The following is a 25,760-nucleotide window of genomic DNA, read 5'->3' as shown; positions in this document are numbered from 1 at the left end:
TCTCTAGTTGATGGCGCTCAGTGGCTGATCATCCATGGGCGCTTGGTGGGAAAGCCCTTGGCGCCGTCGGCCGCGCGCACGGTGGCCTTGGAGCCGGTGCTGCTGCAGCAGCCGCAGCCTGGTGGATGCTTGTAGGCGCGGTATTCGCCGCTGGTCATGGGCGCGTGGGAGGCGCGCTCATTGGTCGCATGGGCTTTGCGCGCGGTGGCCGATATGGCGGACAAAGCGGGCGCCGAGGCAATGACGCGGTGGGCCTCGCGGCAGCAGATCGGGCAGTTGCAGCTGGCGTCGCGCTGCGCAATGGGGCGCAGCAGGTCGAAAGTGCCGCAGCTGTCGCACTGATATTCGTAGGTCGGCATGGCGTGCTCGGATCAGATTTGGCCGGAGCCGCGAGGCTCCGGCCCGGTTGCCCTCAATCCTCGGACAGCGGCAGATCGACCCCGCCGGTGATGTGCTTGATCGGCCCGGCTGCGCTCGGGTTGATGTCGAACTCGAAGATCTCGGTCGGTAGCCACAGGGTGGCGCAGGCGTTGGGAATGTCCACCACGCCACTGATATGTCCCTGCACCGGCGCGGTGCCCAGAATGGAGTAGGCCTGGGCCCCGGAATAGCCGAACTTCTTGAGGTACTCGATGGCGTTCAGACAGGCCTGGCGATAGGCCACGTGCACGTCGAGGTAGTGCTGCTGGCCCTGCTCGTCGACAGAGATGCCTTCAAAGATCACATAGTCCTTGTAAGTCGGGGTGATGGGACTGGGCTTGAAGATGGGGTTCTTGATGCCGTACTTGGCCATGCCGCCCTTGATCAGGTTCACGCGCATGTGCACCCAGCCGGCCATCTCGATGGCGCCGCAGAAAGTGATCTCGCCGTCGCCCTGGCTGAAGTGCAGATCGCCAACCGACAGGCCGGCGCCGTCCACGTAAACGGGGAAGAAGACCTTGGAGCCGCGCGACAGATCTTTGATGTCGCAGTTGCCGCCATGCTCGCGAGGCGGCACGGTGCGCGCGCCCTCGGCGGCCGCCTTGTCACGAGCCTCGCCCTTGAGTTTGCCCATGTGAGCAGTCTTGGCGAACGGCGGGTTGGCCAGCGGCGGCACGCGTTCCGGATTGGTGGCGATGAAGTCCACCTCGCGCTCGTTCCACATGTCGAGCATCTTCTGGTCGGGCAGGCAACCGATAAGGCCAGGGTGGATCAGGCCGGCGAAATTCACGCCGGGAATGTGGCGCGAACTGGTGAACATACCGTGGAAGTCCCAGATGGACTTCTGCGCCTTAGGGAAGTGCTCGGTGAGGAAGCCGCCGCCGTTCTTCTTACTGAAGAAGCCGTTGAAGCCCCACAGGCTGTCGGGCTTGGCGCCGATGTCGAGCAGGTCCACCACCAGCAGATCGCCGGGCTCGGCGCCCTTCACTCCTACGGGACCAGATAGGAAGTGCACCGTGCTGAGATCAATGTCGCGCACATCGTCCGCGCTGTCGTTGTTTTTGATGTAGCCGCCCGTCCAGTCGTAGGTCTCCAGGATGAAGTCGTCGCCGGGCTTCACCCAAGTGGCCATCGGAATGTCAGGATGCCAGCGGTTGTGGACCCGTTCGTTGTTGTACGGGGACTGCGCGAGATCGACTTTGATGAGGGTGTCGGCCATCATGAACTCCTTGGTAGAACAGTAGAAACAACCATCTGCCGCTCCTGCATTTGCAGGCGATGCGGCAGGACTAACTAGATCGACAGGTAGCGGCTGATGGTCTGCTCGTCCACGTTGGCCCGCAGGTCTTCATAGACGAAGCGCCCCTTGTCGATGACAAAAAAGCGGTCGGCAATGTCGAGCGTGAAACTGAGCACCTGTTCGGACACGACGATGGTCAGCTTGCGCATGTCGCGAATCTCTCGCAGACTCTTGGCGATGTCTTTGATGATCGACGGCTGAATACCCTCAGTTGGTTCGTCAAGCAGCAGCACCTTGGGGTTGGTCGCCAGGGCACGTGCAATGGCGAGCTGCTGCTGTTGACCTCCGGAAAGATTGCCGCCCTTGCGTCCGCGCATGTCGAACAGAACCGGGAACAGCGCATACAGCTCTTCCGGCACCACACCCTTGGCGCTGGGCGGCAGGCCCGTCTGGATGTTCTCCAGTACGGTCATGTGAGAGAAAATCATTCGCCCCTGCGGAACATAGGCAATGCCCTGCGCAACGCGCTGATACGGTTCCAACCGATCGAGCGACTGACCGTCCACGGCCACGTCGCCACGGAAGGCGGGCAGGATGCCCATCAGGGTGCGGAACAGCGTGGACTTGCCCATGCCGTTGCGGCCCATGATGGCCACGATTTCCTGCTGGCCGATGTTGAAGTCCAGATCGTGAATGACTTCGCTTTGTCCGTAACCGGACGAGAGACCCTTGACGCTGAACATGGATGCTGACATCACTGGCTCCCTCAATGGCCCAAATAGACTTCGATGACCTTCGGGTCGTTCTGCACGGCATCCATGTTTCCTTCGGCCAGCAGCTTGCCCTGGTGCAGCACGGTCACCTTGTGCGCGATGCGCTTGACGAACTCCATATCGTGTTCGATCACGATCACCGAGCGTCCCTGCGAAATACGGCTGAGCAGATCGGCGGTCTTCTCGCGCTCAGACACACTCATGCCCGCCACGGGCTCGTCAAGCATCAGCAGCTCTGGGTCCTGGATGATCAGCATGCCGATCTCCAGCCACTGCTTCTGCCCGTGGCTGAGCAGCCCGGCCTGGGTGTGCAGGTGCTCCGACAGGAAGATGGTTTCGAGCACCTCGTGGATGCGCTCGACCACGTCGGCGGTGCGCTCGAACACGAGCGAACCCAGCACGCCGCGTCCCCGCGGGAACGAGATCTCCAGGTTTTCCAGCACCGAGAGGTTCTCGTAGATGGACGGGTTTTGGAACTTGCGGCCCACGCCGGCCTGCACGATCTTGTGCTCGGGCAGCTTGGTCAGCTCAACGCCCTTGAACTGGATGGTTCCGGCGGTGGCCTTGGTCTTGCCGCAGATCAGGTCGAGCACGGTGGTCTTGCCAGCGCCGTTGGGGCCGATCACCGCCCGCAACTCGTTCTTCTCCACGTAGAGGTTCAGGCCGTCCACCGCCTTGAACCCGTCGAACGACACGGTCAGGTCCTCAATGGCGAGGGCGATTTCATGGGATTGGCTCATGGCTCAGCGTCCGTTGATGGGGAGATCGACTAGGCCTGCTGACCGACGGGCTTGCGGCTGAACATGGCGCCGAGCTTGCTGACGTACCCCTTGAGATAGGTGTCGTACAGACCGGCCAGGCCGTTGGGGAAGAACATCACCACGCCGATAAACATGGCACCCATGAGCAGCAGCCACAGCGAGGGGAAGCTCTCGGAGAACGCGGTCTTACCGTAGTTCACGAGCAGGGTGCCGTACACCGCGCCCACCAGTGACATGCGTCCGCCGATGGCCGCGAAGATCACCATCTCGATCGAAGGCACGATGCCGATGAACGACGGCGACATGAAACCGACCTGCAGGGTGAACATCGCCCCGCCGATGGCCGAGATCACCGCGCCCAGGCAGAAGGTGAAGATCTTGAAGCTCGCCACGTCGTAGCCGGAGAAGCGCACCCGGTCCTCGCGGTCGCGCATGGCCAGCAGCAGACGGCCCAGCTTGGAGGCGAGCACGTAGCGGCACAGCATGATGGTGGCGATCAGCAACACCCCGTTGACGTAGTACAGGATGTACTTGGCCGAGTTGGTGTTGATGTTCCAGCCGTGCAGGGTCTTGAGATCGGTGATCCCGTTGATGCCTCCCGTCCACCCCTGTTGGCCGACCACCAGAATGGTCAGAATGGCCGCGATCGCCTGGGTGATGATGGAGAAGTACACCCCGCCCACGCGCCGCTTGAACATAGTCACGCCGATGATGTAGGCGAATACCGTCGGCACCACGAACACCGCGATGATGGTGAACGTTAAACTGTGGAACGGCACCCAGAAGAGGGGCAGATGCGTCACCTGGTTCCAGTCCATGAAGTCGGGGATGCCGGGGGTGGTCTGGCGGGCGGTGCTCACCGGGTCGGAAGCCTCAAGCTTCAGGAACATGGCCATGCAGTAGCCACCCAGCCCGAAGAACACTCCCTGCCCCAGGCTCAACACGCCACCGTAGCCCCACACCATCACCAGACTCACCGCAGCGAAGGCGTAGGTCAGGTATTTGCCCACCAGGTTCAGCCGGAAAATATCCAGGGTCGCCGGGAGCAGCAGGAAAATCAGCGCCGAGAGAATCAGCAGTTCGATCGCACCCGATTTGCCGCCAAGAAATTTGTTGAAGATGGCCTGCATGGTTTTCTCCTTCGACTTATTTCCGGACCTTGGCCGCGAACAGGCCTTCGGGGCGGAGCATCAGGATGACGATAATGGTGAGCAGCGTGACCACCTTGCCCATGGCATTGGTCATGAAGAAGGTGAGAATCGACTGCGCCTGGGCGATGGAGAAGGCCGAGGCCACGGTACCCAACAGGCTTGCCGCTCCGCCGAAAACCACCACCAGGAATGTATCGACGATATACAGCGAGCCGCTTGTCGGCCCGGTGGAGGCGATGGTGGTAAATGCAGCGCCGGCAATTCCAGCAATGCCACAACCGACCGCAAATGTCACCCGATCCACCTTTTTAGTATTGATGCCCACCGAGCCCGCCATCATTCGATTTTGCGTTGTGGCACGCACATGCAAACCCCAACTCGAGCGGTAGAGAAATAGCATGACGGCACCAGTCACGATCACAGACACCAACATTACGAACAGGCCGTTAAGCGGAATATCAATAGTGTCCGTCGGTTTCCACGCCCCCATCAGCCAGTTTGGGAGGGTGGCGCTGACCTCACGCGCACCGAAAACAGACCGGAATATCTGCTGCATGATGAGACTTAATCCCCAAGTTGCAAGCAGAGTGTCAAGTGGCCTTTTGTATAAATGCCGTATTAACAGGAATTCGACGACATACCCCACACCGAATGCAACAATAAATGCCGCCGCAATAGCCAGCACGAAGTAATAAGGCATCAGCGACGGAAAATAATTTGTCGCAATCTTCGAAAACACGTAGATGGTGTAGGCCCCGATGGTCATGAATTCGCCATGCGCCATATTGATCACACCCATCTGACCAAAAATGATCGCCAAGCCCAAAGCCATTAGCAAGAGCACGCTAAACAGGCTCAACCCGGAAAATCCCTGCATGACAAGGATCGACCACAAATCGGAAAGCGAATAGCCGTCCATGGAAACTCTCCAGTACAGATTGAACCCGCGCGTTGAACCGGGAGGATCCCGCAGCAGCGCGCTGGCTGCAACGGGACCCCCGATACCCGATCAGTAGCCCTTAGGGAAGGGGTTGGGCATGATGTAGTCGGACGTGTAGACGATGTCTGCCTGTCCGTCATTGCGCCACTTACCGATGCGCAAACGGGTCTTCAGGTGATGGTTCGGCTCGAGGTAGACCATGCCTTCCGGCGCGTCGTAGCTGATCTTGCCGCTTTCCTCGGCCTTCACCACCTTGTCAGTGTCGAAGCTGCCGGCCATCTCCACCGCGGCCTTCCAGAGCCACGGGCCCTCGTAGGCGGCCTGGGTCACGTCGCCGATCGGCGCGGTGGCGCCCCACTTGGCCTTGAACTGCTTGACGAACTCCTTGTTGCGCGGCGTGTCGAGCGACTGGAAGTACTTCATCGCCGAATAGAAGCCGGCCAGGTTTTCACCACCGATACCCTTGGCCTCGTCTTCCGTCACCGACAGGGTCAGGAGAGTCTGGTTCTGGCCGTTGATGCCCGCGGCCTTCAACTGCTTGAACCACGACACATTCGAGCCACCCACCACCGCAGCGTAGATCACGTCCGGCTTTTTGAGACGGATTTTGTTGATGGTGGAACCGAAATCCGTACTGCCAAGCGCAGCATATTCCTCACCCACCACTTTGCCGTGAAGAACGGTCTCGATGTATTTGCGTGCCAACTTCATGGTGGTGCGGGGCCAGATGTAATCTGATCCGATCAGGTAGAAGGTTTTCGCTTTCTTTTCTTTGGCAACCCAATCGAGTCCGGCAAACACCTGCTGAGTAGCTTCCTGGCCGGTGTATACGACATTCTTCGACTGCTCCAAACCTTCGTAGAAAGTAGGGTAATACAGAAGACCGTTATCTCTCTCCAGAACCGGCAGTACGGCCTTACGTGATGCCGATGTCCAGCAACCAAAAATTGCTGCAACGTGATTTTCTTCCAGGAGTTTCTTGGCCTTCTCTGCAAAAGTTGGCCAATCCGATGCACCGTCCTCCTGTATAACCTTTATCTTCCGACCCAATACACCGCCTGTGGCATTGATTTGGTCGATAGCCAGTTTTTCTGCCTGGATCGCACCGGTTTCAGAAATTGCCATCGTGCCGGTCGCAGAATGCAGAATTCCGACCGTCACTTCTGTATCTGTTACGGCGAGCTTGGTGGTATTAATCTTGGCAGTCGGCGGATTCGCGGCGAGAACCAAACCGCTTGCGGAAATCAGGGGAATTCCGGCGATCGCGGTAACCAACTTGCGGCGTAGCGGGGAGCTCGGATGTCCTGCGCCCACCTCACTTTGAAAAGCTGTGCCTTGAGGCATTTCTTTCTTAGACATAGTAATTACTCCCGGCAAATAGATGTTAGGCAACAGAAACCCATCAGGTCACCAACAATTGCGGCAACCACGGGCCAGAGAATATTTTTAGGGCGCGTACGTGCAAATACGTCGTTTGACAGACGTGCCAACTACATACCCGCTTCTTTTCGTCTCATGAGGAACGAAGGTGGTCGGCGCCCGTGGAAGAAACAAAGTCGAGAGTCAATTCAATTGAGAGTAGGTGTCGCATCCCGGCTGATTGCACACATAGACCCCAGGAGATATCCGTTGCTGGCCGCACGCGAGGCGATGCGCCAGTTGGTGGAGGATCTGCTGGGCCGTTCAATCCTTGTTCCGGGAGCCCTCTGATGATGATCGCGCTGCACAAGAACGCCCGGACCACGCCGGCGATCCGGGCCGAGCTTGCCTCTAGCTCGGACAGCGCCGCAGCCCTGGCCCAGCGCTATGGCATCACCGAAGCGACGGTTTACAAGTGGAAGAAGCGCACCAGCGTGCACGACGCTTCCCATACCCCGCACCGGCTGCAAACCACCCTCACGCCCGCGCAGGAACGAGGGGTGGTGGAACTGCGTCGTACCCTGCTGCTGCCCCTGGATGACCTGTTGGCGGTCACCCGTGAATTCATCTGCCCCAAGGCCACCCGCTCGGGCTTGGACCGCTGCCTGCGCCGTTATGGTGTGGGCAATCTGGGCGAGCTCAAACCCGCGCAACCTGCACCGGCGAGCAAGACGTTCAAAGCCTACGAGCCGGGGTACCTGCACATGGACCTGAAGTACCTGCCGCAGATGCAGGATGAGAGCAGCAGGCGCTATCTGTTCGTGGCCATCGACCGTGCCACGCTCTGGGTGTTCGTGCAGATCAAGAAGAACAAGACGGCGGCCAGTGCCAAGGCGTTCCTGAACGCGGTGCACAAGGCCTGCCCGATGCGCATCCAGAAGGTGCTCACCGACAACGGCAAGGAGTTCACAGATCGGTTCTTCGCCACACGGGCCAGACAGCCCACCGGGGAGCACGAATTCGATCAGCTCTGCGCCAGCCTGGGCATTGAACACCGGCTGACCAAGCCCAGAACCCCGCGCACCAATGGCATGGTCGAACGCTTCAATGGGCGCATTGCCGATGTGCTGCGAAGCCACCGCTTCCAAAGTGGACTGGACCTGGAGCAGACGCTGCTGCGATACGTGGCCTTGTACAACCACCAATTGCCCCAGTCAGCGTTGAAGTCCAGAACGCCCATTCAGGCCATGAAGGACTGGTACGCTGAGCGGCCTGATTTGTTTGTCAAGCGTCCCTACGATCATCCGGGATGCTATTGAGTAGAAGCGCTAAGGAAGGTCTGCACAACCCACGGTACAACGCGAGGTGATGCGTTGTTTTTCATATAGCGGGAGTGGCATGAAAAATCGAGCGGATTTCTCATGCGTTTTGGCCTGAATGGGCCCGTTTTGTGGCCTTTTCGCGGATGGCGGGGGGCAGGTCAAATTCATTCCCCGTCAGGTTCCGGCGGATTGATTTCTCATTTCATCAGCGGTAGGCCACGCCGGATGCCGCCACTGGTGCTGGTAAGTCGATCACGGGGCCTCAACTTTTTGGCTATCCGGATTTGGCTGTGTTTCCCCACAACAAAAGTACTTTCATCATCAGGGGTGCCGGCCACCTGACTGCATTTGAGTTAGTCTGAAATCACCCCGATAGGCGCTGCAGCACACTGCCAGATACACGAGCGATCACCAAAACAGCCAAGGTCAAGGCGAAGCCGACCACTGCCAGGGCCATGCCATCGTTGACGTTGCCTTGGTCGAACTGGGCATAGATGTAGGTTGAAATCACCTGCACGCCAGGCGGCTGCAGCAAGATGGACGACGCCAGTTCGCGCATCGAGAACGCAAACAGCACGGCGGCTCCAGCAACGATATGGGGCCAGGCCAAGGGCAGGGTGATGCGGGCGAGGATGCGAGGCATACGGGCCCCATGCACGCTCGCCGCCTGCGTCATGCTCTCCGGAATTTGTTGCAGACCACTCGCGGCGTAGCGCAGGGCATACGGCAATGTCAGCGCGAGATAAGCGATCGCGATGATGGAGATATGGCCGTAGATCGGCAGCGGGTTGCCCGGCGCGTTCCAGAACAGAATCAACCCGGTGGCCATGACCACACCGGGGACCGCCTGCGGGGCATAGCCAGCGGCTTCCAGGGCACGTCCCAGTCGGCGGGGTGCGCGTTGCAGTGCCAACAAGCCGATGACCGCGAACGCCATGCCGACGATGCTCGTGAAGACGGCCAAGCCTGTGCTGGCCATCAGCGCGGAGAGGCCCCCATCGCCAAGGCGCAAGACCCGCGCAAAATGTGACCCGGTCCAGTTGCCGGACGCCAGACCGTTGGTGACCGCCTTCTGCAACGCGGTGATGGCGATGGCAGCGAGTGGCAAGCCGGTGGCGATCAAGGCGAACAACAGCGGCGGCACACCGCTCCAGCGGTGCGTTCGAGCTGGGCGCCGTTGCGCAGTTCCTGCGTTCGCCCGCGTCAATGGGAAGGCGAGGAGCCAGATCACCAGCGAGATCGCTCCCAGCAGCAAGCCGATGGCGGAGGCGCGCGGAAGATTCGTCGGCCAGACGTCCATGGCTTGTTCCACGGCGACGCTGAGGACTTGCACGCCCGCGAGATTGCCCAGCACCTTGGGCACGCCAAACTCTTCGGCACTGGCCAGGAAAACCAACAAGGTTGCGGCCAGAAGGGCCGGGATGACTCCAGGCCGATAGCCCATCCAGCGGGCGTGCCATGGGGGTGCGCCATGTACCTGCGCGGCTTCGCGCAGGCTATGGTCGACCCCACGCAACGCCGCGCTTGCCATGACGTAGACCAGCGGCGTCAAGTGCAGGGCCATGACGATGGCCATGCCGGGGAGCGAGTACAGCGCCTTCGCCAGCCAGGCCCCGCCATGCCCGAAGAGCTGATTCCATAGACCGACAGGCCCGGCAATCAGCGTCCAGGCCACCGCCGTCAAGTAGGGCGGGATGAGAAACGAGCCCAGCAGCAGAGGTTCGACCCAGCGCAGCCCGCGCGGCGGAACGGCATCGAGCAGTCCTGCCAGGAAGGCCCCTGCCATCAGCGCGACCCCGGCAGTCCATGTCGCCAGCTGCAAGGTGGCTTTCAGGTTACCGAAGGTGTCCCGTCCGAGCAGGGACGACACGGACAACAGGGACTGCCCGGAGCGCACGGGCTGGATCGCCTCGAAAACCAGCGCAGCCAGGGGCGCCAGGACCAGCAGCGCGAACAGTATGAGCAGCAAGGCCTCGCTGGTGCGGCGTGGCCAGGATCCCGCCCTCATTCAACGTCCGAGGATTTGATGGGTGAAGCGGGCCAGAACGCTGGCGCGCTGTTGCGCCAATGCGGCCCAGTCGACCGGGAGAACCTGCATCGAGTTCGGGTCTTGCCAGACGGGCGCGGGCTTGACAGATGCCACGGCAGGCAGGAGCAGCGATTTGGCGACATCGGCTTGACCCGCTGGGGACAGCGCATAGTCGACGAAATGGTCTGCCGCGGCCTGCTGGCGGCTGCTCTTCAGAACGATGATGGGGCGCGGGATGAGCAGCACGCCACTGCGTGGAATGACGAGGTCGAGACTGTTTCCGGCGAGCTTGGCCTTGAGCGCCGTATGCCCGACGCCGGCCACCATGATGCTGCGCTCACCCATTTCGACCGGGCGCAGCGCGCTGGCGTTCGGTCCGGGCCAGATGCAGCCGTTGGCCTTGAGTTGCTTGAACCAGTCCCAGCCCTCCTGTCCTTCATGGGCGATGTAGGCTATTACGAAATCGGAGGCGGTGCCCGACAGCGTGGGATCGGGCATGGTGAGCCGCCCCTTCCATTGCGCATGGGCCAGATCGGCCCAATCACGCGGCGCTTGGCCAGCGCTCACCAGATGGGTGTTGGTGACGATGCCCACCACGTCGGCGCCGACGGGCAGGAATGGGCCCGGGGCATTGACTTGCGGCCGCAGCTTGTCGACGAGGGCTTGGGGTCGATACGGCTGCACCAGGCCTTGATCGGCGAGGGCGAGTCCAGCAGTCCAGTCCGCCAAGATGACGACATCGGCATGCGGATGCTCGGCCTCGGCGGCCAGACGCGCCATGATTTTGCCGGTACTGGCGGCGTAAAGGTCGACCTGCTGTCCGGTCTGCTTGGCATAGCCCGCGGCCAGAGCCTTGGCCAACGAGGCAGGCGCACTGCTGTATACCACCAGATCGGCGGCGACGGCCGCGCGCACGCTCAGCGCGGTCAGAATCAAGGCAAGGGAGAGCAGCTTTTTGAATGACATGGTGTGCAGTTCGTTAGACGAGTTCAGACGGTGCGCTGACCGGCCGGGAGCAGCCAGCAGTGTTCGGGAATCAGGTCGATGGCCACGGCATCGTGCGCGGGATTCTGGGGGCAAAGGCCATGGATCTGGTTTCCGCCCGGGTGTTCGACTTCGATGTGAAAAACCCCCGCATCGAAGCGCCGCTTGTGCACGCGCCACGCACCGGTCTCCGGCCGGATGCGCACAGCCTGTGGCCGCAATAGCAGCCGGGCGGGGCCGCGACGGACGCTGGCATGTGCGGGTGCGGCCCAGGCGCGGCCATCAAATTCGAAATGCGCCTGACCCCCGCCATGCTGTTCGACATGAACCGGAACGCTCCGATAACTTCCGGTCAGTCCGGCGACTGTTTCGCTGTCTGGCTGGCGGTAGATCTCGACGGGCGTGCTGCATTGCGCCATGCGGCCCTGATCCAGCACGGCCACACGATGGCCCAGTGCGAAAGCCTCGGCCGGATCATGGGTGACATGCAGCGCGGTGGTGCCGGTTTCGGCAAACAAGGTTTGCAGGTAAGCCCGCAATTCCTCGCGGGTCGGCCCGTCGACGGCCGATAGCGGTTCGTCGAGCAGCACAAGGCCGGGTTTGGCCGACAGGGCGCGGCAGATGGCCACCCGCTGACGCTGGCCACCGGACAGCGACGCAGGCTTGCGTTTGCCCAGCCCGGTGAGCCCGACACGATCCAGCAGTTCTTCTGCCCAACGAGCATCTGCATGTAGCCTTCGGCTGCGTAGGGGAAACAGAATGTTGTCCGTCACGCTCAGGTGAGGCCACAGATTGGCCTCCTGAAACACCATGCCCAATCCGCGCTGGTGGGGCGAGCGATCGAGACCCGTTGGCGCGTCATGGACCGTTTCCGCGCCGATCACGATCTGACCCGCGGATGGCCTGATGAACCCAGCAACCGCGGCAAGCAAGGTGCTTTTGCCCGAGCCTGAACGCCCCAGAAGGCAGGCATAATCACCTGCTGCCAGTTTGAGCCCGATGTCTTCCAGCACGGGCTGCTCACCATACCGCACACCGAGCCCCTGAATGCATAACGCCGCCATGGCAATGCTCGATCAGAAGGCGTATTGCAACATCAAGCGGTTGTAGGCCAGGGAGCGGTACGCGGCCGATGGCGCTCCATTGCTCACCGCCAAACGGTCACGCAGGGTCAGGCCTTTGAGTTTGCCGGTGAAGGCGTAAGTGGCATCGAGATAGAAGGCATGCGGGTTGCCGCTGTAGGTGGTGTGGAACTTCAAGGCGGCGACCTTGAGCTTGATCTGGTGATCCAGGAAGCTGCGGCTGTAGGCCAGTTCAGTGGCGTCACCCGGGCCATAGGCCAGAAGGTTGGCCGTCATCACTGCGGCATACATCGCGGTGTAGTCGCCATAGGGCGAGACGATGGCGCCGCCGCCGAAGGCGTTGGCATGGTCTTCCAGCTTGTTGTAGGCCAGGGAAACATTGTTGCCGGAGAACTTCACGCCGCCGCGCAGACCCCACAAGGTGGAGTTGACCGCGCCGCCTTTGCCGAACAGGGTGGCCTTGAACTGCTGAAACATCGAGCCGCCCGTCTGATGCATGAACTGCGCGTCGACATAAGGTGCGACCGCGGCATGCGGAGCCCCAAAGGCGTAGCCGCCGTTCAGATAGAGGCTCCGCGCAAAGTCGTTGTAGTCGTAGTACCAGGCTTCGGCATGCGCAGACACGGCGTGATAGCGCGCTCCCACGACACTCGTGCCGTTTGCTTCGGGCAGCACGGCTTTCTTGGGAAAGACGGCGGTCGTGCCATAGAGCTGATCGCCCTCGTACCCGTTCGGGTAATAGAGATTGTCATGGGTGAAGGCGTCCGATGTCCGACTTTTGAAGGCATTGATGCGCGTAGCCATCAATTCCAGGCCGTGCATCGGCACGAGTGACGCCCACACCCCCTGGAAGGTTTGCGGAATCATCCGCGAGTCTCGCGCGCCCATCCACGGCGTATTGATGATCTGGCGCCCGGCGCGGATCAAGGCGCCATCGCGTGCAAACTGGACATAGGCTTGCCCCACCGTGGTCAGCGACGACTTGCTTCCCATCAGAGTGGTTTCCCGCGCCTTGTCTCCCGCCGGGAAGGTTTCGAGGGCGCTGGCGTGGTACAGGCTCAGTCCCAGGCCGAATCCACCAAGAAACGGATCGGTGGTGATGTTCAATCCCCCACCGATGGCGGAGGAGCGTTGATCCTGTTGGGTCGGCGCGCCGTAGTTCTTGTTGAAGTTGTAAAGCCGCAAGTCCCCCGAGACGTGGAACAGGCTGGCAGGTGAAGCGGCCAGCGATGGCGATGCTGCACCAAGGGAGAAGGCCGCGCCGAGGGCGAGCGCAAGCAAGGGCTTGCGAAGGGCGAGTCGAGTTGTGGTCATTTCAGGGTGTATCGGTCTTATGGGGCGTCGTGCAGTGCGCGCGATGCAGCGATAGTCCCTAAGCGACATGACGAAATGATTAAAGATTTAATGGGTTACCAAGTATTGCAATTAGTAGCGTATGGGGCGGTAGGCGTTGTCCCGTGCGCTGTTGAACCGCGACCGTCCATGGAGAGTTTGGCGCCAGAGTTCTGCACCGCGCAGGCGAAGTCCTGCGCGGTGCACTGGCTGCCCTGCTCGGTGTTCAATCTTTGGGGTGCCGTAACGCGCCAGCGCTTCCTGGATCGCCTCCTCCGCGTTCTTCGCCTCCAGGGGGTGGCCACCGGTGCGCAAAGCTGCGTCGACTGAACACCTCCACCACGGCGGTGAGATGCACAACGCGGTTTGGCGCATCGCCGAGAGCCGCAGCCCTTGCGCCAACTTTGATCTCCTATGGCGTATCAACGAATGTTGACACGTTCCCGCCATGTTGATACCATCGTGTCAACTTATCGGAGATTGCACATGAGCATTTCAGCAGCACAGATCAGCGCATGGGGCAACGGTCTCGCGCTGCGGCTCACGAAGCCAATGGCGAAGACCGCCGGCGTGGCCGAGGGTTCGCCTGTGCGTGTCACGGTCAAGCCTGGCCGAATCGTCATCGAGACCGAAACCGAGCCGACACTGGACCAGATGCTGGCCGCCTTCGATCCGAAAAAGCACGGCGGTGAAGTGATGGCTGGTGGTGCCGCGGGTGTGGAGGCGTTTGCCCATGGCGACACGTAAATCCGCGCTCTGGGTGCCCGAGCGGGCCGAGATCATTTTCATCCAGTACAACCCGGCGGTCGGTGAAGAGATGCCTGATGACCATCCGATGCTGGTGATCTCGGCCAAGGCCTTTGCCGAGCGCACGGGCATCGTCGTGGGCTTCCCAATGACGCACGCCCAGCGACATGCCGACAACCCTTTTGCCATCGCAGCGCCAGGCGCCAAGGGTGAGCCCGGCTACCTGCTGACCCATCAGCCCAAGTCCTTCGACTGGCGCGAGCGCCATGCACGGCCGCATCCCTGGGGAACAGGCCACACCAAGCTGCTCGCCGCGGCCCTCAAGCGCTTCGATACCGTGTTCGGCATCTGCAACCACTGAACACGGTCAACGCCCAGGAGCAGGAGCAGGCCCAAGGCAAGGCCGGTCGCATCGCCACCAGCCATGCTGCGCATGGGCCTGGTCATCCTTGATGAGCTGGGCTATCTGCCGTTCTGTCAGGCTGGAGGGGCGTTGCTGTTCCACCTGTTCTCCAGGCTGTACGAGCACACCAGCGTGATGATCGCAGCGGCGCCGGTAGTGAACTCCTTTTCGACAGAGGAGGCACCGAACCGCGACACCCGTAAAAGCATGGGGTGTCGTGAGGGGTATCTAAAACCCGAAAACAGCCATGCTCCCTCTGAAAAGCGCGGCGCGCTTAGTTCCCGCCCCCGAAGATACTGAGTACCCATTGACAGCAGGTCACCGACTTTCAGCACGATTGCGCCGTGCCACCTTTACGCCACGGGCATTCCGGCAAATTCAGGCAGCCGCCCGACAGCAGGCATTGGGCGGACGGTCGGCGTCATTCGTACTAACATTGAGTCTCTTGTATGCCCAAGGAGGCTCATCATGACCGCAGCCACTTCCACAGCGCGCACCGCTCGACTCGGGCTGCGCGCGACCCCTGAACAGGAAACCGTGCTGCGCCGCGCCGCTGAAGTCGCGCACAAGTCGCTGACGGATTTCGTGCTCGACGCGGCCTACCAGGCCGCAGAACAGACCTTGCTCGACCAGCGATTGTTCATGGTTTCCGGTAGCCAGTACCAGGCGATCCTCGATATGCTGGATCGGCCGGAATCCGACAACCCTGGTTTGGCCGATCTGTTCTCCCGACGCCCGGTCTGGGCCACTAAATGAGCCTGTCCGCACCGCAGCCGCTTGACGCGCATCATCGGGTGGAAGCGTTTGACTGCGGGAAACCTGCGCTCACCGATTGGCTGCTACGCCATGCCCGCCAGGCCCACGGCAGTGGCTCGGCCCGAACCTTTGTCCTGTGCGACGGGGAGCGGGTGGCTGGCTACTACAGTCTGACCGTCGGCCAGATCGACACGCTCGAGGCGCCCGAGCGGATTCGTCGTGGCATGGGGCAGTATCCGATCCCGCTGGTCATCCTGGCGAGGCTTGCTGTTGATCTCGACTACCAGGGGCGCGGCCTCGGTTTCAGTCTGCTGCAGGATGCCATCCGGCGCACCCTCGCGATTGCCGAACAGGCGGGAATCCGAGCGCTGCTGACGCACCCCATCGACGCCAGTGCCGAGGCGTTCTATCGTCGCTTCGGCTTCGAGCCCATGCCAGAGAACGAGCGGCAACTGATCTTGCTGCTCAAGGATGCGCGGCGTCACGCGGGGCAGCTATGAGCAATACGCGCGGCCGTCGTCCTCGATGGAGGTGATGTTCGCCGCCAGGCCGCGTGAAACGGTCGGATTCCAGAGGGGCATGCCCCGACGCGGAGGTGCTGTCAGGTGGCCGCGGGGTGCGTGGCAGTTGAAAATCGATGGATCGCCCGTAGGGGTACGATCTCAACCATGATCCGATCAATCAAGGCCTTCTTCCTTGGCTTTAAGCAAGGCATGCACGAGACGCCGAAGGGGTTCTTCGCCCCCCTCCTGTGGTTCGTTCGGCAGTGCCGCATCCGATGCCGCCACTGAGCCGATGGGTCCAGCGCCACGTTCCAGTTCGCGCCATCGCTCCGCAGGCCGCGGCGTCAAGCACGCCACGCCCCGACCACTCCGAGATCGCGGCGCCGTCCCACTACGCATCAACGATCAGCGCTGTGTGAGACGAATTCTCACAGGAGTCAACCAGCGCTCAAATCCTGCCCCCGCAACCAACGCCATTTGACAAACGCCGGCCAGTCCGGCGTTTGTCATTTCTGCGCTTAGTTCGCCGCCATCCGGGACCAGCCGAATTTCGCCAACGATGGCGCGAATGGCCTCTCTGGCGGCAGCGACGTCGTCAATCTGTTCGAGTTTGGAAACCATCTCTTGATGGATTTCCCGAGCCCGCGGGATCATCTCGACAGGCGCCATCCTCGCGGTTTCGTGCTGGCGTGCCTTGGCGGCGTTCACCTTAGCCTCGGCGTCTTGGAGAGCTTTGAGCGTCGTCGACGTTACGACGCCCTGCCTGATCGCGTTCATGATGTTCTCGACCTCTCTCGTGTCGCGCTCGAAGTCACGAGCCTCTGGCTGTCCTGCAGCCATAAGGCGACGGACTTCAGCCTCGAAGACCTTGAACGCCTCATCGGAAAGCAGGTCTTGCTTACGCCGCCGGGCCGTTTGCCGGGCGTCAGTTCGCCGGTTTTGTGCTCGAAGCCTCTGTCCTTCTTACAGGGTCGTGAAGTGCAGAACCACCGGGGGCTGGGCGAAGTAGGGGCCGACTATCGCCCGCCATTGCGCGAAGGCCTCGGACTGGCGGAAGCCCACGGTGTGGTCTTCCAGTGTGGTCCAGCGAATCATCAGCAGGTAGCGCTCGGGGGCCTCGATCCCCTTGCGGATCTCGTAGCCTTCGAAGCCTTGGGCTTGTGCGATGACGGTGTTCACGCCATGAGCGATGGCGGCTTCGAACTCGGCCTGGGTGCCGGGCCGGATCTGAATATCGGCGAGTTCATGAATCATGGTTTGCAGTCTCCTGGGCTGTGGAACGGTTTCAGCGTTCCTGGTCGGTGGGGCGCATCAAGATTTCGTTGATGTTCACATGCGCGGGCTGGCCGGCACAGAACACGATGGCGCGGGCGATGTCTGCGCTCTGCAACTGGCGCATGCTGTCGGCCCAACTGTTGAGGGCCGTCTGCGTGGGCGCGTGAGCGATATGGTCGCGCAGCTCGGTCTGGGCCACGCCCGGCTCGATCACGGTGACGCGGATGTTGTCTTTGTAGGCCTCGCGCCGCAGCGATTCGCTGAAGCCGACGACGCCCCATTTCGACGCCGAATAGCCGCCGCCGTTGGGGTTGGCCTGGCGCCCCGCCGTGGAGGCCATGTTGAAGATGTGGCCGTCCTTTCTGGCGCGCATGCCGGGCAGGGCGGCCTGGCAACTGGCGATGAGTCCGAGCAGGTTCAGCTGGATCATGTGCTGCCAGCGGGCCATGTCCGCGCTGTCGATGGGCTCCAAGTACATGACCCCGGCGTTGTTGACCAGAATGTCGAGTCGGCCGAAATGCGCTTCCGTATCGTGCACGATGGCTTGCGCGGCGCCGATGTCGGCCAGGTCGGCGGGAAGAACCAGTACCTCGGAGCCCAACGCGCTGAGGCGCGCGGCCAGGGCGTCCAGCCGGTCGCCCCGGCGTGCGCTCAGCGCCAGGCGCGCACCGGCCTGGGCGAACAGTTCGGCGGTTGCCTCGCCGAAGCCGGAGGACGCGCCCGTGATGAGGACCACACGATCCTTCAGCGAAGCAGGAGCGAGATTCAGGGTCATATTTTCTCCTTGGGCAAAGCCGGAGACTTTACGCGCGCGGCGTGTTTCCTGCAGGCGCGTCAGCGACGAAACCGTGCCGCCGAGCTATGCTCAAGTCCCACTCGACGGGGTGGCGTTCTGCGCCACCCGGGCACCTTCAACGGGACTCCATTTGAAGCTCTTATCCGCTTCGTCGGAACATCCAGCCGCGCTCTCGGGGGGCGATGGGGCGCAGCCGTTTGAAGAAGGCACCCGTCTGCTGCAACAGGGCCGCCTCTCCGAGGCGGTCAACGCTCTGTGCGCGGCGGTGCTGTTGCAGCCCCACCGGCCCGAAGGCCATGCCAACCTGGCGCTGGCGCTGGATTTGAGCCGTCTCGATGAAGAAGCCGAGAGCCACTACCGCCGGGCACTCGCGCTTGCGCCACAGCGGGCTCAGATCTGGATCAACCTCGGCGCCTTGCTGGAGCGGCGCAAACGCTACGACGAAGCCGAGCAGACCTACCGCGAAGCCTTGCGCATCGAGCCCGACAGCGCTGCCGCCTGGACCAGCCTGGGCGTGCTACACGAGCAACAGCGGCGCCACCACGACGCCGAACAGGCGCACCGCCGTGCGCTGGCCCTGGCGCCCGGCTGGCCTCACGCCTCGGTCAATCTGGCCATGCTGTTGCTTCGTCTGGGGAGGCTGGAGGAGGGCTGGCGCTACCTGGAGGCGCGCGACTGGTATGCGCAGGTGCAGGCGCGCATTGGCCTTGCGCGCTGGCGCGGCGAGCCGCTGCGGGGACGCGCCGTGCTGCTCGGGGTGGAGGCCGGACACGGGGACATGATCCAGTTCTGCCGCTATGCGCCCTGGCTCAAGCGGCTGGGCGCCTCGCGTGTCGGCGTGCTGTGTCATCCCGGTTTGCAGCCGCTGCTCGAACACGCCGACGGCATCGATCAGGCCATTGCCGTCGGCGTGCCCGCCGCCGAACAAGGCGCCGATCTGCCGTGGGATCTGTGGTGCCCCATGCTCAGCCTGCCGGGGCTTTGCGGAACGCGGCTCGACACGATGCCCGATCGCCTGCCCTATCTGAAGGCCGATCCTGCCCGGCTCGCACGCTGGTCGCCGCGGCTGCGGGAGCCGCGGGCCAGTGAGCTTTCGCACCTCCTGCGGGTGGGCCTGGTCTGGAAGGGCAACCCCGGCTTCGTCAACGACCGCGAGCGTTCGCTGGCGTCGCTGCACGCGCTGGCGCCTCTGGGGCGGGTCGCCAGGGTGCGCTTTGTCAGCCTGCAGAAGGGCGAGGGCGAGGCGGAGGCGCTGCCCGGTCGCGCCCCTTTTCCGATCATCCCGCTTGGGGCCGAGATCGGCGACTTTGCCGACACCGCGGCGGTGCTGTCCCAGCTTGATCTGCTCATCTCCGTGGACACCGCCGTGGCCCATCTGGCGGGTGCGCTGGCGTGTCCCTGCTGGGTTTTGCTGCCCCATCACAAGACCGATTGGCGCTGGCTCGACGACCGCACCGACTCGCCCTGGTATCCCGGCGTGATGCGGCTGTACCGCCAGCAGGCCGGGGAAGACTGGGCGCGCGTCATTCTTGAGGTGGCGCGCGATCTGGCCTGCCTCGTGGAGGCGCGGGGTTCGTCCGCGATCTGTTGAAAGGAGCATGCGCATGATTCACCTGTCCTGCCACGGTGCTGCAAGGCAAGTCACCGGCTCCTGTCATCTGATCGAGACCGGCCGAGCCCGCGTGCTGGTCGATTGCGGGCTGTTCCAGGGCAGCCGCGAGCTGGCCGAGGACAACGCCGAGGCCTTTGGCTTCGATCCATCGCGCATCGACGCCCTGGTGCTGACTCACGCCCACCTCGACCATTGCGGCCGCATTCCCCTGCTGGTGAAGCGGTGCTTTCGCGGCCGCATTTTTTCGACCGCGCCGACACGCGAGCTGGCCCGCCTGGTGCTGATCGACGCCGCAGGCCTGCAGGAAGAAGAGGCCCGCCGCGCGGCGCGCCATGCCGCGCGGCGCAAAGAGCGTGCGCCTTGGCCGCTCTACACCCTGGCCGAGGCCTTTCACAGCCTGGATTTCTTCGACGGCACGGCGTCCTACGGCGAGGGTATCGAGGTGGCCGACGGCGTGCGGGCCACGTTCATGAATGCTGGTCACATCCTCGGGTCGGCCTCGGTGCTGCTGGAGCTCGAAGACCAGGGCGGCGCGCGCACGATCTATGTTTCCGGCGACATCGGCAGCTGCGGCCGCCCGCTGCTCGACGATCCTCAGGCGCCGCCCGTGCCGCCCGACTACGTGGTGATGGAGACGACCTACGGCGACCGCGATCACCGTGCCTGGAGCGCCTCGATCGATGAGCTGATCGAGGCCGTGGCCGCCACCCAGGCGCGGGGCGGCAATGTGATCATTCCCACCTTCGCGCTCGAGCGCGCGCAGGACGTGCTTTACGCCTTGTCCGTGGGCCTTGCGCAGGGTCGTCTGCCGAAGCATCTGGCCGTGTTCCTCGATTCCCCCATGGCCATTTCCGCCACCGAGATCTTTGCGCGCTACCCACAGGCCATGCGCACGGACGTCCACGCCCGACTGCGGGCTCACGACCCTTTCGCGCTGCCCGGTCTGCGCATGACGCGGGAAACGGCCGACTCGATGGCCATCAACGCCATCCGCGGCGGCGCGGTCATCCTGGCGGGTTCGGGCATGGCCACGGGCGGGCGCGTGCGCCATCACCTGCGCCACAACCTGGGCGTGGCCCATGCCAGCATTCTGTTCGTCGGCTACGCCGCGAATGGCACGCTGGCGCGGCGCATCATCGACGGCGCCCGGCAGGTGCGCCTGTTCGACGAAGACATCACGGTGCGGGCCCAGATCCACACCATCAACGGGTTCTCCGCCCATGCCGGGCAGACCGAGTTGCTGGACTGGCTGTCGCGCTGCGGCACGCCGCGCGGGGTTTTTCTGGTGCACGGCGACGAGGATCGCGGCATGCGCGCCTTCGGCGAACAACTGCAACGGCGCCGACAGCCCTGGCACATGCCCTCGGCCGGAGAAACCATCGCGCTACCTTGAGCCGTGGCAACGGGTTGTGCACCGTCGCCCGTCTCGTGCTGCAATGACGCTTTGCGCGGCCGAGGCCGCCCAAGGAGATCTGCATGGAAACCATCCGTCTGGGCCGCACGGGCCTGGAAGTCTCGCGTCTTTGTCTGGGCTGCATGACGTATGGCGTGCCCGACCGCGGCAATCACCCCTGGACGCTCGATGAAGCCGCCAGCCGCCCCCTGATCCGGCAGGCGGTGGAACTGGGCATCCAGTTCTTCGATACCGCCAATTCGTATTCGGACGGCACGTCCGAGGAGATCCTGGGCCGTGTGCTGCCCGAGTTCACCCGCCGCGAAGACATCGTGGTGGCGACCAAGGTGCGCTTTCCGTCGCGGCAGGCGCCCAATATCGGCGGACTGTCGCGCAAGGCGATTCTGTTCGAGGTCGATGCCAGCCTGAAACGCCTGCGCATGGACTACGTCGACCTCTACCAGATCCACCGCTGGGATCCGCACACCCCCATCGAAGAAACCATGGAGGCCCTGCACGACGTGGTCAAGGCGGGCAAGGCCCGCTACATCGGCGCGTCGAGCATGTACGCCTGGCAGTTCGCCAAAGCCCAGCAGGTCGCGCAGCAACACGGCTGGACGCGCTTCGTCAGCATGCAGCCCGAGCTCAGTCTGCTCTACCGCGAGGAAGAGCGCGAGATGCTGCCGCTGTGCCGCGACCTGGGCGTGGGCGTGCTGCCGTGGAGCCCGCTGGCGCGCGGCCGCCTGGCGCGGCCCTGGGGCGAGGAAACCCCGCGCATCGCCAGCGATGTCTTTGGCGCCAAGCTGTTCGAGCGCACGCAGCACAACGACCGCGAGGTGGCGCAGGCCCTGGCCGAAGTGGCGGCACGCCGCGGCGTGCCGCGGGCGCAGATCGCGCTGGCCTGGCTGCTGGGCACACCCGGCGTGACGGCGCCCATCGTCGGCGCGTCCAGGCCACAGCATCTGCTCGACGCCGTGGCCGCCTTGTCGATCGTGCTCAGCGCCGATGAACGCGCGGCGCTGGAGGCGCCGTATCAACCGCATCCCGTGGTCGGGTTCGAGTGATGGCCGACGACTCCCAGCTCGTCATTCCGCCCTCGTTCCTCGCGCTCTACCTGGTGCCGCACCGCACCCGCCCCAGCGCGCCGCGCGAGGTCATCACCGCGCGCTACGAGTTTTGCGAAGACCTCGCCACGATGCTGACCGAGCACGCCGCCGAGATCAAGTCCAGCCTGCACGTCACCGACGACGATGTGTTGTCGCGGGTATGGCGCGGGCTGTGCACGCCCGACTCCGGCGTGAACGCGGCGGAAGCGCAGTGGGTGGTCAGCCGGCTGGCGGAGTTGCTGGGCTGGCCACTGCCGACCGTGCGCCCCCATGCCTGACACATTCGCGTCAGGCCCCCCGAGGGGGATGAGAAAACTTGGGACGGCCCGGCGTTTTCTCATGAGATGACGCAGGGTTGATCGGCGGGCTGGTTATCCTGCGCCCTGGTCCCTTGCCTGCCTCGCCCGATGTCCACTCCCGCAGAATCCATGAACGACACGCCGCCCGCCGTCTCGGCCTGGGCGGTCTTCGGCAACCGCCGCATCGCCGCCATTCTGCTGCTCGGGTTTTCGTCGGGCCTGCCGCTGGCGCTGACCGCGGGCACCTTGCAGGCCTGGCTGACGGTGGAGGGCCTGAGTCTGAAGGCCATCGGCTTTGCCACCCTGGTCGGTCAGGCCTATGTGTTCAAGTTCCTCTGGTCGCCCGCGATGGATCGTTTCGCGGTGCCGTTCTGGGGGCGCTGGCTGGGGCGCCGTCGCGGCTGGCTGCTGCTCGCGCAACTGCTGCTCGCGGCCACGCTGGGCCTGATGGCGTTCGTCGGCGTACCCGGCCCCGATCAGGCGGCGGCCTGGCCGGGCCTGGTGCATGCGGCGCAGGCGCTGGGGGTGGACGCGGCCAGCGCGCGTGCGGTGCCGCTGCTGCTTCTGGCCGTGGGCGTGGCCTTCTTCTCCGCCTCGCAAGACATCGTGATCGATGCTTATCGCACCGATATGCTGCCCGCGGCCGAGCGCAGCGCCGGGGCCGCGGTGCTGGTCCTGGGCTACCGGCTGGCGATGATCGTCTCTGGCGGACTGGCGCTGTGGCTCGCAACCGATGTGACGGGTTGGCGCGGCATCTACGCCCTCATGGCGGCCCTCATGCTGGGGCTGACCCTGGTCACGCTGTGGGCGCCGCGCCCGCCGGTGCATGTCCAGCCGCCGCGCACCTTGCGCCAGGCCGTGGTCGAACCGCTGCAGGAATTTTTCAGCCGCAAGGGGGCCTGGGTCTTGCTGCTGGCCATCGTGTTCTACAAGCTGGGCGATGCGTTCGCCGGGGCGCTGTCCACCACCTTTCTGATCCGCGGCGTGGGATTCAGCCCCGCCGACGTGGGCCTGATGAACAAGAGCATGGGGCTGGCGGCGACCATCGTCGGCGCCCTCCTGGGCGGGGCCTTGCAGGCGCGGCTGGGGCTGTGGCGGGCGCTGCTGCTGTTCGGCGTGTTGCAGGGCGTGTCGAATCTGGCCTACTGGGTGCTGGCGGTGTCGCCGCAGAGCCTGCTGCTCATGGGGCTGGCGGTGGGGGTGGAGAACTTCACCGGCGGCATGGGCACGGCGGCGTTCGTCGCGCTGTTGTCGGCGCTGTGCGATGTGCGTTTCTCCGCCACGCAGTTCGCGCTGCTGTCGGCGCTGTCGGCGGTAGGGCGGGTCTATGTCGGCCCGGCCACGGGCTATCTGGTGGAGGCGCTGGGCTGGCCGCACTTCTATTTGTTCACCGTGGCGGCGGCGGTGCCGGGCGTGGTGCTGATCTACGGGCTGCGCGACACCATTCAGGCCCGCGACGTGCAGAACCCGCACGGTTGAACCCTGCGGCGTCGCGCGGCTCCAACGATTCATTTCGAGGCGATCATCATGGCGGATACCGAACACGCGCTTGCCCTGGGCCAGGAGGCCCGACTGTTTGTGCGCCAGCATCAGAACGGCGTGCTGTCCACGCTGTCGAAGCGGCTGGGCGGTTTTCCCTTCGGCTCGGTGTCGCCCTATGTGCTCGATCACGAGGGTCATCCTGTCATTCTCATCTCCACCCTGGCCGAGCACACCAAGAACATCGTGGCCGATCCGCGGGTGAGCCTGATCGTGCACCCCTGCACCGAAGACATGCAGGCCGCTGGCCGCGTCACCCTGGTGGCGCGGGCCGAGCCATTGCCCGACAAGACCGCATTCGGCGCACGTTATCTGCGCTACCTGCCACAGGCCGAGGGCTATTTCGCCATGCACGACTTTCATTTCTATCGCTTGCGGGTGGAAGACGTGCGCTTCATCGGCGGCTTCGGCAAGATCCACTGGATCCGCCCCGAGCGCTACGCCCCGCCCGCCGCGCCCGCGCTGGCCGAGGCCGAAGACGGCATCCTCGCGCACATGAATGCCGACCACGCGCACAACCTGCGCGAATACTGCCGCCATGTGCATGGCGTGGAGGTTCTCGACGCGGCCATGATCGGGATCGACTGCGACGGCTTCGACGTGCGCGCCGACGGCCATGTGCTGCGCTTCACCTTTGCCGAGGCCGTGCTCGACGCGCCCTCTGCCCGCGCCGCCCTGGTCGATCTGGCCAGGCAGGCCCGCGCGACGGCGCCGGCCTGAAATCCAGCGCCTGCAGAAATCAGGGGCGCGAATTACGATGAGTCGACACAAGCCGCGGTCCGCGTGGCGAACTCTCTGGAGACCCATCGATGAAGCTCTACTTCAGCCCCGGCGCCTGTTCGCTGTCGCCGCACATCGTCCTGCATGAACTCGGCCTGCCGCACGACGGCGTCAAGGTCGATCTCAAGTCCAAGCAGACCAGCGACGGCCGCGACTTCCGCGCCATCAACCCCAAGGGCTATGTGCCCACCCTGGAACTCGACGACGGCACCATCCTCACCGAAGGCCCGGCCATCGTGCAATACCTGGCCGACCGCAAGCCCGAGCTGAACCTCGCCCCGGCCAACGGCACGCTGGCACGCTACCAGCTGCAGGAATGGCTGAACTTCATCTCGACCGAACTCCACAAGCAGTTCAGCCCACTGTTCAACCCCGCCAGCAGCGCCGATCTGGTGGCCGCGCAGAAGGCCAAGCTCGCAGACCGCTTCGCCCTGATCGCGCAGACATTGGACAAGCAGGACTACCTGATGCCGACCGGCTTCAGCGTGGCCGACCCCTACCTCTACACCGTGATGAGCTGGGCCGGCTATGTGGGCGTGGATTTGTCGCCCTGGCCGGCACTCGTGCGCTACAAGGCCCGTATGGAAGCCCGGCCCGGCGTGGCCGCCACGCTGGCCGCCGAGCGCGAAGCCAAGAAGGCCTGATCGGCTTCGGTACGCCGACTCAGAACGGCGCGCCGAAGGTGGCCCACACACCCGACAGCAAGGTGGGCACGGCCAGCACGATGTTGACCGTCGAGAGCCAGCCGATCTGCCCGGCCTGAACGCAGGCGGCGTCCCACTGGCCGCGCAGCACCGCGGCCCGCATGCGCAGGAAGGGCACGAAAAAGATGTACAGCGCCAGCCCTACCATGGCGCTGCCCAGCCCCACCATGACCCATTGCGCCGGTCCGAGCGCGCCAAAGCCGCCGCGCAGAAACACCATGCCGTAGCCCGTGACCACCAGGGTCGAGCCCGCGCCCCACACCGCGGCGAAGAAGTTGCGGAACAGCCCGTAAAGCAGCCGCGCGCGCGGCTCGGCCTGAGCGATGGCGCGACGCAGCGCGGGCGCCAGAAACCCATCCATGAAAACAATGCCGCCGATCCACAGGATCACGGCGATCAGGTGCAGGAATTGCGCAAAAAAAGTCCAGTTCATGGCAGGCGGCCCGGCGGCAGG

The 25,760-nt window shown here is 63.7% G+C and carries 27 protein-coding genes and 1 pseudogene; 13 read left to right on the top strand and 15 right to left on the bottom strand.

All coding sequences use genetic code 11. The features are described 5' to 3' along the window. Positions 1-17 precede the first annotated feature (17 nt). The 7 genes from BVH73_RS07425 to urtA form a co-directional block, all read right to left on the bottom strand. Positions 18-359 carry an FmdB family zinc ribbon protein gene (locus tag BVH73_RS07425; RefSeq protein ID WP_079417491.1) on the bottom strand — a complete coding sequence of 114 codons (342 nt, stop codon included), beginning with the start codon at positions 357-359 and terminating at the stop codon, positions 18-20. A gap of 53 nt (positions 360-412) precedes the next feature. Then, complete coding sequence (fmdA, locus tag BVH73_RS07420) at positions 413-1,639, bottom strand: formamidase (RefSeq protein ID WP_079417489.1); 1,227 nt, start codon at positions 1,637-1,639, stop codon at positions 413-415. A 74-nt stretch (positions 1,640-1,713) separates the two neighbouring features. After that, entirely contained in the window at positions 1,714-2,403 is a 690-nt protein-coding gene (gene urtE / locus BVH73_RS07415; RefSeq protein WP_079417487.1) for an urea ABC transporter ATP-binding subunit UrtE, read from the bottom strand. A gap of 23 nt (positions 2,404-2,426) precedes the next feature. After that, complete coding sequence (gene urtD / locus BVH73_RS07410; protein WP_079417485.1) at positions 2,427-3,173, bottom strand: urea ABC transporter ATP-binding protein UrtD; 747 nt, start codon at positions 3,171-3,173, stop codon at positions 2,427-2,429. 29 nt (positions 3,174-3,202) lie between these two features. Further along, complete coding sequence (gene urtC / locus BVH73_RS07405) at positions 3,203-4,324, bottom strand: urea ABC transporter permease subunit UrtC (protein WP_079417483.1); 1,122 nt, start codon at positions 4,322-4,324, stop codon at positions 3,203-3,205. Positions 4,325-4,340: 16 nt separating this feature from the next. Beyond that, positions 4,341-5,264 carry an urea ABC transporter permease subunit UrtB gene (urtB, locus tag BVH73_RS07400; RefSeq protein ID WP_079417481.1) on the bottom strand — a complete coding sequence of 308 codons (924 nt, stop codon included), beginning with the start codon at positions 5,262-5,264 and terminating at the stop codon, positions 4,341-4,343. A 90-nt stretch (positions 5,265-5,354) separates the two neighbouring features. Further along, positions 5,355-6,644: an urea ABC transporter substrate-binding protein gene (gene urtA / locus BVH73_RS07395; RefSeq protein WP_218919054.1), complete on the bottom strand. Its 1,290-nt coding sequence runs from the start codon at positions 6,642-6,644 to the stop codon at positions 5,355-5,357. Between the two features lie 350 nt (positions 6,645-6,994). Here urtA and BVH73_RS07390 point away from each other — a divergent pair, with 350 nt between their 5' ends. Further along, entirely contained in the window at positions 6,995-7,963 is a 969-nt protein-coding gene (locus tag BVH73_RS07390) for an IS481 family transposase (RefSeq protein ID WP_079417477.1), read from the top strand. A gap of 367 nt (positions 7,964-8,330) precedes the next feature. Here the strand turns inward: BVH73_RS07390 and BVH73_RS07385 are convergent, their stop codons facing one another. The 4 genes from BVH73_RS07385 to BVH73_RS07370 are packed head-to-tail and all read right to left on the bottom strand — an operon-like array spanning position 8,331 to position 13,375. Continuing rightward, the gene (locus tag BVH73_RS07385; protein WP_079417475.1) at positions 8,331-9,974 is read right to left on the bottom strand and encodes an ABC transporter permease; all 1,644 of its coding nucleotides are present in this window, start codon (positions 9,972-9,974) and stop codon (positions 8,331-8,333) included. Then, entirely contained in the window at positions 9,975-10,961 is a 987-nt protein-coding gene (locus tag BVH73_RS07380; RefSeq protein WP_079417473.1) for an ABC transporter substrate-binding protein, read from the bottom strand. 23 nt (positions 10,962-10,984) lie between these two features. After that, positions 10,985-12,043, bottom strand: a complete 1,059-nt coding sequence (locus BVH73_RS07375; RefSeq protein ID WP_079417471.1) for an ABC transporter ATP-binding protein — start codon at positions 12,041-12,043, stop codon at positions 10,985-10,987. Positions 12,044-12,055: 12 nt separating this feature from the next. After that, entirely contained in the window at positions 12,056-13,375 is a 1,320-nt protein-coding gene (locus tag BVH73_RS07370) for an OprD family outer membrane porin (protein WP_169836763.1), read from the bottom strand. Positions 13,376-13,879: 504 nt separating this feature from the next. Between BVH73_RS07370 and BVH73_RS07360 the strand changes: the two genes are divergently transcribed. The 5 genes and pseudogenes from BVH73_RS07360 to BVH73_RS07340 all read left to right on the top strand — a co-directional run bounded on the left by BVH73_RS07360 (position 13,880) and on the right by BVH73_RS07340 (position 15,799). Then, complete coding sequence (locus BVH73_RS07360) at positions 13,880-14,140, top strand: AbrB/MazE/SpoVT family DNA-binding domain-containing protein (protein WP_245800460.1); 261 nt, start codon at positions 13,880-13,882, stop codon at positions 14,138-14,140. After that, positions 14,127-14,501, top strand: coding sequence for a type II toxin-antitoxin system PemK/MazF family toxin (locus BVH73_RS07355; RefSeq protein ID WP_218919053.1), 375 nt, complete (start codon positions 14,127-14,129; stop codon positions 14,499-14,501). Before BVH73_RS07360 ends, BVH73_RS07355 begins: the two co-directional genes overlap by 14 nt. A 2-nt stretch (positions 14,502-14,503) precedes the next feature. Beyond that, positions 14,504-14,684, top strand: a pseudogene (locus tag BVH73_RS16060) (ATP-binding protein); the annotation flags it as partial. Between the two features lie 327 nt (positions 14,685-15,011). Then, on the top strand, positions 15,012-15,299 hold the full coding sequence (locus BVH73_RS07345) for a type II toxin-antitoxin system TacA family antitoxin (RefSeq protein WP_079417465.1): 288 nt from the start codon (positions 15,012-15,014) through the stop codon (positions 15,297-15,299). Next, positions 15,296-15,799 carry a GNAT family N-acetyltransferase gene (locus tag BVH73_RS07340; RefSeq protein WP_079417463.1) on the top strand — a complete coding sequence of 168 codons (504 nt, stop codon included), beginning with the start codon at positions 15,296-15,298 and terminating at the stop codon, positions 15,797-15,799. Before BVH73_RS07345 ends, BVH73_RS07340 begins: the two co-directional genes overlap by 4 nt. Before the next feature lie 408 nt (positions 15,800-16,207). On the opposite strand, the gene BVH73_RS07335 is transcribed toward BVH73_RS07340, so the two are convergent. From BVH73_RS07335 to BVH73_RS07325, 3 genes are all read right to left on the bottom strand, one after another. Further along, positions 16,208-16,579, bottom strand: a complete 372-nt coding sequence (locus tag BVH73_RS07335; protein ID WP_218919052.1) for a hypothetical protein — start codon at positions 16,577-16,579, stop codon at positions 16,208-16,210. A 186-nt stretch (positions 16,580-16,765) separates the two neighbouring features. Beyond that, complete coding sequence (locus tag BVH73_RS07330; protein WP_079417459.1) at positions 16,766-17,056, bottom strand: antibiotic biosynthesis monooxygenase family protein; 291 nt, start codon at positions 17,054-17,056, stop codon at positions 16,766-16,768. A gap of 31 nt (positions 17,057-17,087) precedes the next feature. Beyond that, a complete protein-coding gene (locus tag BVH73_RS07325) occupies positions 17,088-17,852 on the bottom strand; it encodes an SDR family oxidoreductase (protein ID WP_079417457.1) in 765 nt (254 codons plus the stop codon). Between the two features lie 151 nt (positions 17,853-18,003). Between BVH73_RS07325 and BVH73_RS07320 the strand changes: the two genes are divergently transcribed. The 7 genes from BVH73_RS07320 (at position 18,004) to gstA (ending at position 25,246) form a co-directional block, all read left to right on the top strand. Next, a complete protein-coding gene (locus BVH73_RS07320) occupies positions 18,004-19,464 on the top strand; it encodes a tetratricopeptide repeat protein (protein ID WP_245800459.1) in 1,461 nt (486 codons plus the stop codon). A gap of 13 nt (positions 19,465-19,477) precedes the next feature. Further along, positions 19,478-20,878 (top strand): MBL fold metallo-hydrolase, encoded by a 1,401-nt coding sequence (locus BVH73_RS07315; RefSeq protein ID WP_079420429.1) that lies wholly within the window; start codon positions 19,478-19,480, stop codon positions 20,876-20,878. Positions 20,879-20,961: 83 nt separating this feature from the next. After that, positions 20,962-21,942: an aldo/keto reductase gene (locus BVH73_RS07310; RefSeq protein ID WP_079417453.1), complete on the top strand. Its 981-nt coding sequence runs from the start codon at positions 20,962-20,964 to the stop codon at positions 21,940-21,942. Further along, on the top strand, positions 21,942-22,262 hold the full coding sequence (locus tag BVH73_RS07305) for an ATPase with chaperone activity (protein ID WP_079417451.1): 321 nt from the start codon (positions 21,942-21,944) through the stop codon (positions 22,260-22,262). Before BVH73_RS07310 ends, BVH73_RS07305 begins: the two co-directional genes overlap by 1 nt. 150 nt (positions 22,263-22,412) lie before the next feature. Continuing rightward, entirely contained in the window at positions 22,413-23,762 is a 1,350-nt protein-coding gene (locus tag BVH73_RS07300) for an MFS transporter (protein ID WP_079417449.1), read from the top strand. Between the two features lie 48 nt (positions 23,763-23,810). Then, positions 23,811-24,542, top strand: a complete 732-nt coding sequence (locus tag BVH73_RS07295) for a HugZ family pyridoxamine 5'-phosphate oxidase (RefSeq protein WP_079417447.1) — start codon at positions 23,811-23,813, stop codon at positions 24,540-24,542. Between the two features lie 89 nt (positions 24,543-24,631). Next, positions 24,632-25,246 carry a glutathione transferase GstA gene (gstA, locus tag BVH73_RS07290; protein WP_079417445.1) on the top strand — a complete coding sequence of 205 codons (615 nt, stop codon included), beginning with the start codon at positions 24,632-24,634 and terminating at the stop codon, positions 25,244-25,246. A 19-nt stretch (positions 25,247-25,265) separates the two neighbouring features. Here gstA and BVH73_RS07285 read toward each other — a convergent pair whose 3' ends face one another. After that, complete coding sequence (locus BVH73_RS07285) at positions 25,266-25,739, bottom strand: hypothetical protein (protein ID WP_079417443.1); 474 nt, start codon at positions 25,737-25,739, stop codon at positions 25,266-25,268. Positions 25,740-25,760 lie beyond the last annotated feature (21 nt).

It is taken from the genome of Thiomonas intermedia (assembly GCF_002028405.1).
Lineage (GTDB): Bacteria > Pseudomonadota > Gammaproteobacteria > Burkholderiales > Burkholderiaceae_C > Thiomonas > Thiomonas intermedia.
This window is presented reverse-complemented; position numbering and strand designations above follow the sequence as displayed.

Coding starts and splice junctions, on each gene's coding strand:
- BVH73_RS07425 (WP_079417491.1), bottom strand. CDS start 359: ATGCCGACCTACGAATATCAGTGCGACAGCTGCGGCACTTTCGACCTG.
- fmdA (WP_079417489.1), bottom strand. CDS start 1,639: ATGGCCGACACCCTCATCAAAGTCGATCTCGCGCAGTCCCCGTACAAC.
- urtE (WP_079417487.1), bottom strand. CDS start 2,403: ATGTTCAGCGTCAAGGGTCTCTCGTCCGGTTACGGACAAAGCGAAGTC.
- urtD (WP_079417485.1), bottom strand. CDS start 3,173: ATGAGCCAATCCCATGAAATCGCCCTCGCCATTGAGGACCTGACCGTG.
- urtC (WP_079417483.1), bottom strand. CDS start 4,324: ATGCAGGCCATCTTCAACAAATTTCTTGGCGGCAAATCGGGTGCGATC.
- urtB (WP_079417481.1), bottom strand. CDS start 5,264: ATGGACGGCTATTCGCTTTCCGATTTGTGGTCGATCCTTGTCATGCAG.
- urtA (WP_218919054.1), bottom strand. CDS start 6,644: ATGTCTAAGAAAGAAATGCCTCAAGGCACAGCTTTTCAAAGTGAGGTG.
- BVH73_RS07390 (WP_079417477.1), top strand. CDS start 6,995: ATGATGATCGCGCTGCACAAGAACGCCCGGACCACGCCGGCGATCCGG.
- BVH73_RS07385 (WP_079417475.1), bottom strand. CDS start 9,974: ATGAGGGCGGGATCCTGGCCACGCCGCACCAGCGAGGCCTTGCTGCTC.
- BVH73_RS07380 (WP_079417473.1), bottom strand. CDS start 10,961: ATGTCATTCAAAAAGCTGCTCTCCCTTGCCTTGATTCTGACCGCGCTG.
- BVH73_RS07375 (WP_079417471.1), bottom strand. CDS start 12,043: ATGGCGGCGTTATGCATTCAGGGGCTCGGTGTGCGGTATGGTGAGCAG.
- BVH73_RS07370 (WP_169836763.1), bottom strand. CDS start 13,375: ATGACCACAACTCGACTCGCCCTTCGCAAGCCCTTGCTTGCGCTCGCC.
- BVH73_RS07360 (WP_245800460.1), top strand. CDS start 13,880: ATGAGCATTTCAGCAGCACAGATCAGCGCATGGGGCAACGGTCTCGCG.
- BVH73_RS07355 (WP_218919053.1), top strand. CDS start 14,127: ATGGCGACACGTAAATCCGCGCTCTGGGTGCCCGAGCGGGCCGAGATC.
- BVH73_RS07345 (WP_079417465.1), top strand. CDS start 15,012: ATGACCGCAGCCACTTCCACAGCGCGCACCGCTCGACTCGGGCTGCGC.
- BVH73_RS07340 (WP_079417463.1), top strand. CDS start 15,296: ATGAGCCTGTCCGCACCGCAGCCGCTTGACGCGCATCATCGGGTGGAA.
- BVH73_RS07335 (WP_218919052.1), bottom strand. CDS start 16,579: ATGAACGCGATCAGGCAGGGCGTCGTAACGTCGACGACGCTCAAAGCT.
- BVH73_RS07330 (WP_079417459.1), bottom strand. CDS start 17,056: ATGATTCATGAACTCGCCGATATTCAGATCCGGCCCGGCACCCAGGCC.
- BVH73_RS07325 (WP_079417457.1), bottom strand. CDS start 17,852: ATGACCCTGAATCTCGCTCCTGCTTCGCTGAAGGATCGTGTGGTCCTC.
- BVH73_RS07315 (WP_079420429.1), top strand. CDS start 19,478: ATGATTCACCTGTCCTGCCACGGTGCTGCAAGGCAAGTCACCGGCTCC.
- BVH73_RS07310 (WP_079417453.1), top strand. CDS start 20,962: ATGGAAACCATCCGTCTGGGCCGCACGGGCCTGGAAGTCTCGCGTCTT.
- BVH73_RS07305 (WP_079417451.1), top strand. CDS start 21,942: ATGGCCGACGACTCCCAGCTCGTCATTCCGCCCTCGTTCCTCGCGCTC.
- BVH73_RS07300 (WP_079417449.1), top strand. CDS start 22,413: ATGAACGACACGCCGCCCGCCGTCTCGGCCTGGGCGGTCTTCGGCAAC.
- BVH73_RS07295 (WP_079417447.1), top strand. CDS start 23,811: ATGGCGGATACCGAACACGCGCTTGCCCTGGGCCAGGAGGCCCGACTG.
- gstA (WP_079417445.1), top strand. CDS start 24,632: ATGAAGCTCTACTTCAGCCCCGGCGCCTGTTCGCTGTCGCCGCACATC.
- BVH73_RS07285 (WP_079417443.1), bottom strand. CDS start 25,739: ATGAACTGGACTTTTTTTGCGCAATTCCTGCACCTGATCGCCGTGATC.